The organism is Yunchengibacter salinarum (assembly GCF_037658235.1).
Taxonomy (GTDB): domain Bacteria; phylum Pseudomonadota; class Alphaproteobacteria; order Sphingomonadales; family Kordiimonadaceae; genus Yunchengibacter; species Yunchengibacter salinarum.
In genome coordinates, this window is record NZ_JBBJLN010000005.1 from 289262 (window position 1) to 297488 (window position 8227).

At 65.4% G+C, this 8227-nt stretch carries 6 protein-coding genes; 2 read left to right on the plus strand and 4 right to left on the minus strand.

The window, feature by feature from the left end:
• Positions 1–36 precede the first annotated feature (36 nt).
• Positions 37–1029 (minus strand): D-2-hydroxyacid dehydrogenase, encoded by a 993-nt coding sequence (locus WGH93_RS07760; RefSeq protein WP_374764302.1) that lies wholly within the window; start codon positions 1027–1029, stop codon positions 37–39.
• A gap of 254 nt (positions 1030–1283) precedes the next feature.
• On the opposite strand from WGH93_RS07760, the gene WGH93_RS07765 reads away from it, so the two are divergent.
• Positions 1284–2483, plus strand: a complete 1200-nt coding sequence (locus tag WGH93_RS07765; protein ID WP_374764303.1) for a pyridoxal phosphate-dependent aminotransferase — start codon at positions 1284–1286, stop codon at positions 2481–2483.
• Between the two features lie 400 nt (positions 2484–2883).
• Entirely contained in the window at positions 2884–3264 is a 381-nt protein-coding gene (locus tag WGH93_RS07770; protein ID WP_374764304.1) for a methylglyoxal synthase, read from the plus strand.
• On the opposite strand, the gene WGH93_RS07775 is transcribed toward WGH93_RS07770, so the two are convergent.
• The 3 genes from WGH93_RS07775 to WGH93_RS07785 all read right to left on the minus strand — a co-directional run.
• On the minus strand, positions 3265–4020 hold the full coding sequence (locus WGH93_RS07775) for a crotonase/enoyl-CoA hydratase family protein (protein ID WP_374764305.1): 756 nt from the start codon (positions 4018–4020) through the stop codon (positions 3265–3267).
• Between the two features lie 41 nt (positions 4021–4061).
• A complete protein-coding gene (gene recQ / locus WGH93_RS07780; protein WP_374764306.1) occupies positions 4062–5873 on the minus strand; it encodes a DNA helicase RecQ in 1812 nt (603 codons plus the stop codon).
• 160 nt (positions 5874–6033) lie between these two features.
• Positions 6034–8227: acyl-CoA dehydrogenase (locus tag WGH93_RS07785; protein ID WP_374764307.1), on the minus strand; the 2194-nt coding region annotated here is incomplete at its 5' end.

The window sequence follows — 8227 nt, forward strand, 5'->3', positions numbered from 1 at the left end:
CCCAGAAAAGAAACGGGGGCAGGGAAACGGGTCGAATCAGCCTGTGGCCGGGCCATAGCCACGGGCTTTATCCACCTGGTTGAAAAGGGCATCCCCCGCCGTCCAGCGGCGGAAATTGTCAATGAACTGATCAGTCAGGGCCTGCTCCCAGCCCATGAAATCCCCCGCCATGTGGGCGGACATCATCACCCCCGGCCTGTCCCACAGGGGATGGTCGGCGGGCAGCGGCTCCTGCTCGAACACGTCAAGGCTGGCGGCAGCGATCTCGCCCGCGTTCAGCGCCGCCACAAGGGCTTCGGTCTGCACGATCTCGCCCCGGCCCACATTGATCAGATGGCCGTGATCCGGCATGGCCCGAAAGGCGGCGGCGTCGAACAGATGACGGGTCTGATCGGTCAGCGGCGCGGCAATGGCCACATGGTCGGCTTCCGCCAGAAGATCGTGAAAAGCCGTGTTGTCATGAATGGCGCCAAACACCGCGTCACCTTCGCGCCGCCGACTGCCCACGCCGCTCACGGACATGCCCACCGCGCGGGCCAGGCGCCCGATTTCATGGCCGATACTGCCGGTGCCCACCACCAGCATGTGCTGCCGATCCAGTCGGCGGGTTTCCCGGTGCCGCCACTGACGGGCGCGCTGAAAGGCCAGATTGCCGTGAAAATCCTTGGCCACCATGAAGGCGGCGCCCACCACATAATCGGCAATGCCCCGATCGAAGATACCCCGCGCATTGGTGACCGGAACCGCGCTTTCCCGCACCGCCGGGATCAGCACCTTGTCCACGCCCGCGCTGGTGGCATGAATCCATTGCAACCGGTCGGCCGCGTGAAAGGCATCCTCAAGCGCGCCGGTGCGGAAGTCCGTCACCATCAGCACATCCGCCCCCGGCAGGGCCTGGGCCAGGCTGTGGGCATCGTCCGCCATGCGGATTTCGGCCTCGCCCTCCAGCGCCTCCAGGCCGGGCGGCGGCGCCTGCGGATCGTGCAGCACGGCCACCACGGGCATCTTGTCGGGCTTGGTCTCGCTCACTTGGGGCCTCCCTTGCCGTCCACATCAGTCTTCAAGGTCGGATGGCCGCGGCCCGCTGTCAATGCACGGGCGGCGATCTTTCTGCATAAGCGCGAAATGACGCCCCAAAGCCTTGACGCCGGGATCACTTGCGGGCCTCTCCCACACTCTCCATGCAGGTGAACAGGAATAATGCCCCAAAGCCTTGACGCCGGGATCACGGGGGGCCACCGTCTGAACAGTAACGGTTCAAGCCAGACAAGGAGGCGCATCCCATGGTGCAAACCCGTGATATCAATCTTCGCGAAAGCACCGAGCCCATGTGGGGCCCCGCCTTCGAATCCCTGCCGGTGCCGGGCATTCGGCGCATGGTCAACATGGCGGCGGAGATGGAGGACGTGATTCATCTGTCCATCGGCCAGCCGGATTTCATGACCCCCAAGCACATCATCGAAGCCCATGTGGACGCGCTGCGCGCGGGCAAGACCGCCTATACCATGGATGCGGGCCTGCCGGAGCTGCTGACCGCCGTAAAAGAACATTACAATGAAAAGCTTGGCCGCGATCTGGACGAAGACAACATCCTGATCACCACCGGCGCGGCGGAAGCCATGTATCTGGCCCTGTCGGCGGCCGCGGCACCGGGGCGCCAGTTCCTGATCACGGACCCGGCCTTTCCGCTCTATGCTCCGATCATCCGTATGCATGGCGGGGAGGTGAAATACATCCCCACAAAGGCGGAACACGGCCACCAGCTCGACCCGCAGGACGTGATCGACGCCATGGAGATGCACACCTTCGGCATCATCCTCAATTCCCCGAACAATCCCACCGGCGCCGTCTATCCACGGGAAACCATGGAAGCCATCGTCAAGGAAGCCGCCTTCCGGGACATCTATGTCTTTTCCGACGAAGTGTATGACAACCTGCTGCTGGACGATGTGGATGACAGCAGCGTGCTCAAATGCACGTCGGACCTGGACCATGTGGTCTGCGCCAGCAGCTTCTCCAAGACCTACGCCATGCCGGGCCTCAGGATCGGCTGGCTGATCTCCAGCCAGGGTCATATCAAGAAGCTGCGGCGTTATCACATGTTCACCACCACCGTGGCCAACACCCCGGCCCAATGGGCGGGCGTTGCCGCATTAGAAGGCGGGCGCGAATGTATCGACGAAATGGTCGCCGAATACCGACGGCGGCGGGACCGGGTGGTGCAGCTCGTCAGCGAAACGCCGCACCTGACCGGCTACTGGCCGCAGGGCGCCTTTTATATCTTCCCCTCCCTGCCGCCCAGCACAGACGGCGCCACGGTGGCGGAAAACCTGCTGGCGGACACGGGCGTGTGCGTGATCCCCGGCGATGCCTTTGGCAACAAGAGCAAAAACTCGTTGAGGATCAGCTTTTCCGCCTCCATGGAAGAGATCGAGGAAGCCTTCAGCCGGATCATTCCCTGGATGGAAAAACAGCGCTTTTAAGGGGTTTTGGCCGCTTGCGCGGCCAGGGTTTGTTTGCGCTCACGCAAGCGTGCTTTCGCACGCGCTCCGCGAGGGCGCGGCACTTGCCGCGGGCCACGGTTGTGGCCTCCGCTCATCCCGCGTGTGCGGGATGGCGGTAGGGGCAACGTGGGTGCGGGATTTGTTTACTGCTCACGCAAGCGCGCTGTCGCGCGCGCTCCGCGAGGGCGCCGCAGGGGCGGCGGGGCGCGGTCGCGCGCTTTGTGTACCGCTCACGCTTGGGTGCTGTGCACCCCGCTCCGCGAGGGCGCCGCAGGGGCGGCGGGGCGCGGTCGCGCCCGTAGGATGGATTCGTATTGGGGTAGGGGTGCGGTTGTGGCGGCACGGACAGGAACAATCAAGCGGTTGAGAGAGAAAAGACATGCAACCCGTTCTGAAAACACTGGGGCTCGTGGCCCATGATGAGAAGAAACAGACCCTTGTGGACTGGGTTCAATCCCGAACCAGCCTGTTGGGGGGCACCGCCATTTATGCCACCGGCACCACCGGCGCGCGGCTGCGGGATAGCTGCCCGGCCCTCAATGTCACACCGCTGAAAAGCGGGCCGCTGGGCGGTGATCAGCAATTGGGCGCCATGATCGCGGAAGGGCGGCTGGACGCGCTGATCTTTTTCATCGACCCGCTGACCCCCCAGCCCCATGACGTCGACGTGAAAGCCCTGATCCGCCTGGCCACACTGGCCAACATCCCCTGCGCCTGCAACGCCGCCACCGCCGATCTGCTGATCCCGGCGCCAGCTTGATTAAAACTGGCCGTGGCGGCCTTCGCCCTCGGTGAAGCGGGCTGCGCCTTCGGCGGCGCCTGCCTTTAGCGACTCGTCACCGATTCGGGATTCATTCTTCAACGCCTCGGCTTCCGGCAAGGCCCATTGCTGATGTACACTTTGCCGGTCTCCGCGCAGGCAGGTTTGCGGAAAAGCGGCAATCTGCTGCGCCAGGTCAAGCGCGGTTTCCAGCGCGCGGCCCCTGGGCACCAGCCGATTGGCAAGGCCCATGCCATGGGCTTCCTGCGCCGTCACCGGGCGCCCGGTCAGAATCATGTCCATGGCACGGCTTTCCCCGATCAGTCGGGGCAGACGCACCGTGCCGCCATCGATCAGCGGCACGCCGAAGCGGCGGCAGAACACACCGAACACGGCGCTTTCGCTGGCCACCCGCATATCGGCGAGACAGGCCAGTTCCAGCCCGCCCGCCACGGCATAGCCTTCCACCGCCGCGATCAAAGGCTTGGTCAGGCGCATCCGGGTGGGGCCGAGCGGGCCGTGGTCCGCGCCCGGTTGCGGGTGCCAGTGGCGGCTTACCGCTTTCAGGTCGGCCCCGGCACAGAAATGATCCCCCGCGCCAGTCAGCACGGTCACATGGGTGGACTCGTCCACCTCCCCTGCTTCGAAAGCGGCCCGCAGCGCCTCCGCCGTTTCCGGGTCGATGGCATTGCGGGCGGCGGGACGGTGAATGGTGATGATCCTGACCGCCCCTTCCCGGGCCAGACTGACGGACATGCGCACCCCCTGATCGTTCATGCGGCTATGACAAGCCGAGCTTAAACCTGCCCGGCGTGGGAGGCCAGCACATCCAGAAAGGAGTCGCCATACGCATCCAGCTTTTTCCGCCCAACCCCTTTCAGGCCCAGCAGATGGGTGCGATCGATGGGTTTGTGGCGGGCCATTTCAGCCAGCGTTTCGTCATGAAAGATCACATAGGCGGGCACCCCGTCCCGCCGGGCCAGATCGCTGCGATGGGCTTTCAGGCGATCATAAAGGGCCGCCGCCTCACCGCTCAGCATGATCGGCGCGGGTTTTCCCCTGCCCGGCGCGGGCCGGGGTCGACGGGCCGTGGGCCGGATCAGGTCCACCCGCCCGCTGCCGGCCAGAAGGGCGCGGCCCTGATCAGTGAGCGACAGGCCGCCATAGCCGTCCACATCCAGCGCCAGAATGTGATTCGCCACCATCTGGCGCAGCAGGCGGCGCCAGTCCCGCTTATCCAGGTCCGCGCCGCTGGCGAACACGGGCAGGCGATGGTCCCCGCGCGCCCGGATGCGGGCGGTGTCGGCGCCGGTGAGCAGATCGATGATATGGCCCTGCCCGAACATCTCCCCGGTGGCATCCACCGCTTCCAGCGCACGGCGGGCCAGTGGGGTCGCGTCCACCACATCGGGCGGGTGCAGGCAGGTATCGCAATTGCCGCAGGGGGCGGAGTCCTCGCCGAAATAGGACAACAGCACCTGGCGGCGGCATCCCGCGCTTTCACACAGCCCCACCAACTGATCGAACCGGCCATGGGCGCGGCGGCGCACGGCATCGGGGCCGCCGCTCGCCTCGATCATGGACCGGCGCCGCGCCACGGACTGGCCGCCATACAGCATCACCGCGCGGGCGGGCAGACCATCCCGCCCGGCGCGCCCGATTTCCTGATAATAGGCTTCCATGCCGCCGGGAATGTCCGTGTGGATCACATAACGCACGTCCGGCTTGTCGATGCCCATGCCGAACGCCACGGTGGCCACGATCAAGGCATCGCTCTCGGCCAGAAAGCGCTCCTGATGGCGGCGACGGGTGTCGTCATCCAGCCCGGCATGATAGGGCAACGCCTTGTGGCCCAGCGCCGAAAGCTGGGCGCTGACATTGTCCACCTGCTTGCGGGACAGGCAATAAATGATCCCCTGCCCGCTCATTTCCTTGAGAAGGGCGGGCACCTGGGTACGGGCACTGCCCTTTTCCAGCACTTCCAGCGTCAGATTGGGCCGATCGAAACTGAGCACATGGCTGCGCGCCGTGCCGCCCAGCAGCGTGTCGATGATGTCCTGCCGGGTCATGGCGTCGGCGGTGGCGGTGAACGCGCCCAGCGTGGCGCCCGGAAAGGCGGCCTTCAGCCGGGAAAGGTCGCGGTAATCGGGCCGGAAATCGTGCCCCCACTGGGACAGGCAGTGCGCCTCGTCCACAATGATCTGGTCCACCGGCAGGCGACCGAGGGCGGCCAGCATCCGATCGGTCAGCAGGCGTTCCGGCGAAATATAGAGAATTTGCACATCGCCGCGCTGAAAGGCCCGCCACACATCCACATTGGTGGGCCGGTCGCGGGCGCTGTTAATGCTGTCCGCCCCCACGCCCAGCGCCTTGAGCGCGGCCACCTGATCCTGCATCAGCGCAATCAGGGGCGACACCACAACGGTGCGGCCGGCCCGCGCCAACGCCGCCAGTTGATAGCACAGGCTTTTGCCGCCACCGGTGGGCATGACCGCCAGCACATCCCGGCCCGCCAGCAGATCATCCACCACCGCTTCCTGACCGGGCCGAAAGCGGTCATGGCCGAAAATGTCGCCAAGAAGCTGGTATTTCCGCGCCTGAAGATCCATGAAGTGCCCTGAGCCTGTGCCACCAGGCCCTGCTATAGACCACGACCCGCGCCCTTTGAACCCCCCGCGTGACCGGGGGCCGAAAAGGCCGCGCGCGGAACGGAAAAAGCCGCCACGGCCAGCGCCGCGACGGCTTCCCTGAAAGAGCTGCCGCGCCGCCTCAGCCCTCGGTTTCCGGCTTGGTCTTGCGCCGGGCCTTGGTGGCGGGGCTGGCCGTGGAACGGGCCGTGGCGCCGGTCTTGACCGGGGCCGCCTTTTTCGCCCTGGTGGTGGAACCGGTCGCGGTCTTGCGGGTCGTGGCCGCCCCACTCGCCCCCGTTTTGGCCGGTTCCGCCTTGGTGGGCGCCTTCTTGGCCGGGGCCTTCTTGGCGGATGTCGCCTTGGCGGGGGCCTTTTTGGCGGATGCCTTTTTCGCCGGTGCCTTCTTCGCGGGGGCCGTTTTGGCGGGGGCTTTCTTCTTGGTGCCCGCACCGGCGCTGGTGCCCGCCGACGCGGCGCCCGTGCGCGTGCGGCGCGTCTGCGTTCTCGCCCCGGATTTGGACGGTGCCTTGCCAAGTATCATTTCGGGCGGGAAATGATCCACCGTGATCACCGTCCCCACCGCCTCTTCCATGGCCTTGAGATTGTCCGCGTCCTCTTCCGTGATAACACCGGCCTTCAGCCCTTCCTCGGCGGTGTTCACGCCCGCTTTTTTCAGCGCGGCTTTCTGGGATTGCAGCTTGCTGACCATTTCAAAAGCGCGTTCCAGATCATGGATGGCATCCCCCTGGCGACCGGGGAAAACACGCTCGGTCAAGCGTTCGCGGGCCATGCCGGGGGTGGAGATCAGGTCCGCCACCGCCCGCTTCACCTCGTCGCTCGGCCCACGGGTTCGGGCACCGAAAGGCAGAATCACGAAACGCAGGAACCGCGCCGTGATCCGGGATGGCAGATTGGCGAAAATCTCGTCAAAGGCGTTTTCGATCGTGCGCGCGCTCTCAGCCATGCAATAATCCACCAATGCCTCGTCCTCCGGCACGTCGCCCTCATCCCGGAACCGCTTGAGCACGGCGGACATCATGTAAAGCTCGGATAAAATGTCCCCCAGCCGGGCGGACAGCATTTCCTTGCGTTTCAGATCACCCCCCAGCGTCAACAGCGCCATATCGGCGGCAAGGGCGAACCCCGCCGCATAGCGGGACAACTGCCGGGCATGATCGCGCACCACGCCATTGCCGAAGGTGGGCGCCAGAAGCCCCTTGCTCCAGCCCCGGCCCAGCGCGCGGAACAGGGTTTTGGTGCTGTGACCCACATGGCGCCAGAAAGCGCTGTCGAAATCATCCAGCGCCTTGTGAGGATCGCTTTCTTCCAGCGCCAGCATTTCATCCAGAAGGTGGGGGTGGCAGCGTATGGCCCCCTGTCCGAAAATGATCATGTTGCGGGTCAGGTCATTGGCGCCTTCCACCGTGATACCCACCGGCACGGACTGATAAATGGACCCCAGATAATTCATCGGCCCGTCGATCACGGTCTTGCCGCCGTGCACGTCCATGGCGTCTGTCAGCGCGTCGCGCATCCGATAGGTGGCATGGGCCTTCATGATGGCACTGACCACCGCCAGCTTGCGCCCTTCATCCAGCCCGGCACAGGTGAGCCGCCGGGCCGCATCCAGCCGATAGGCATTGGCCGCGATCCGGGCCAGCTTTTCCTGCACCCCTTCAAACCGGCCCACCGGCAGGCCGAACTGCTCCCGAACGGCGCCGTAAGCGCCGCTGGTGCGCGCGGCCAGGGCCGCCGCGCCCGCGCTCTGGGATGGCAGGGAAATGCCCCGCCCCGCCGCCAGCGCGCTCATCAGCATTTTCCAGCCCTGCCCCACATTGGCCTTGCCGCCAATCACATGACTAAGCGGGATGAACACATCCTTGCCCCAGTTGGGGCCGTTCTGGAATGCCTGGCCGGACGGGATATGCCGGTCGCCAATGGTGACCCCCTTGATGTTGGTGGGCACCAAAGCCACGGTGATGCCCAGATCTTCCGTTTTGCCCAGCAGGCCATCCGGGTCTTTCAGCTTGAACGCCAGCCCCAGCACTGTGGCCACCGGCCCCAGCGTGATATAGCGCTTGTGCCAGTTGAGCCGGATACCCAGCGTTTTCTTGCCCTTCCATGTGCCATGGGTGATCACACCCTCGTCCCGCATGGCGGCGGCATCGGAACCCGCATGATCGCTGGTCAGGCCGAAGGCCGGGATTTCCTGCCCCCTGGCCAGCCGGGGCAGCCAGTATTTGCGCTGTGCATCCGTGCCGAACTGCATCAGCAATTCGCCAGGACCCAGGGAATTGGGCACCATCACGGTCACGGCCCCCGCCACCGACCGG

Bases quoted from the DNA above. Each gene is read 5' to 3' on its own strand.
- WGH93_RS07770 (WP_374764304.1), top strand. From the start codon at position 2,884: ATGCAACCCGTTCTGAAAACACTGGGGCTCGTGGCCCATGATGAGAAG.
- recQ (WP_374764306.1), bottom strand. From the start codon at position 5,873: ATGGATCTTCAGGCGCGGAAATACCAGCTTCTTGGCGACATTTTCGGC.
- WGH93_RS07775 (WP_374764305.1), bottom strand. From the start codon at position 4,020: ATGTCCGTCAGTCTGGCCCGGGAAGGGGCGGTCAGGATCATCACCATT.
- WGH93_RS07765 (WP_374764303.1), top strand. From the start codon at position 1,284: ATGGTGCAAACCCGTGATATCAATCTTCGCGAAAGCACCGAGCCCATG.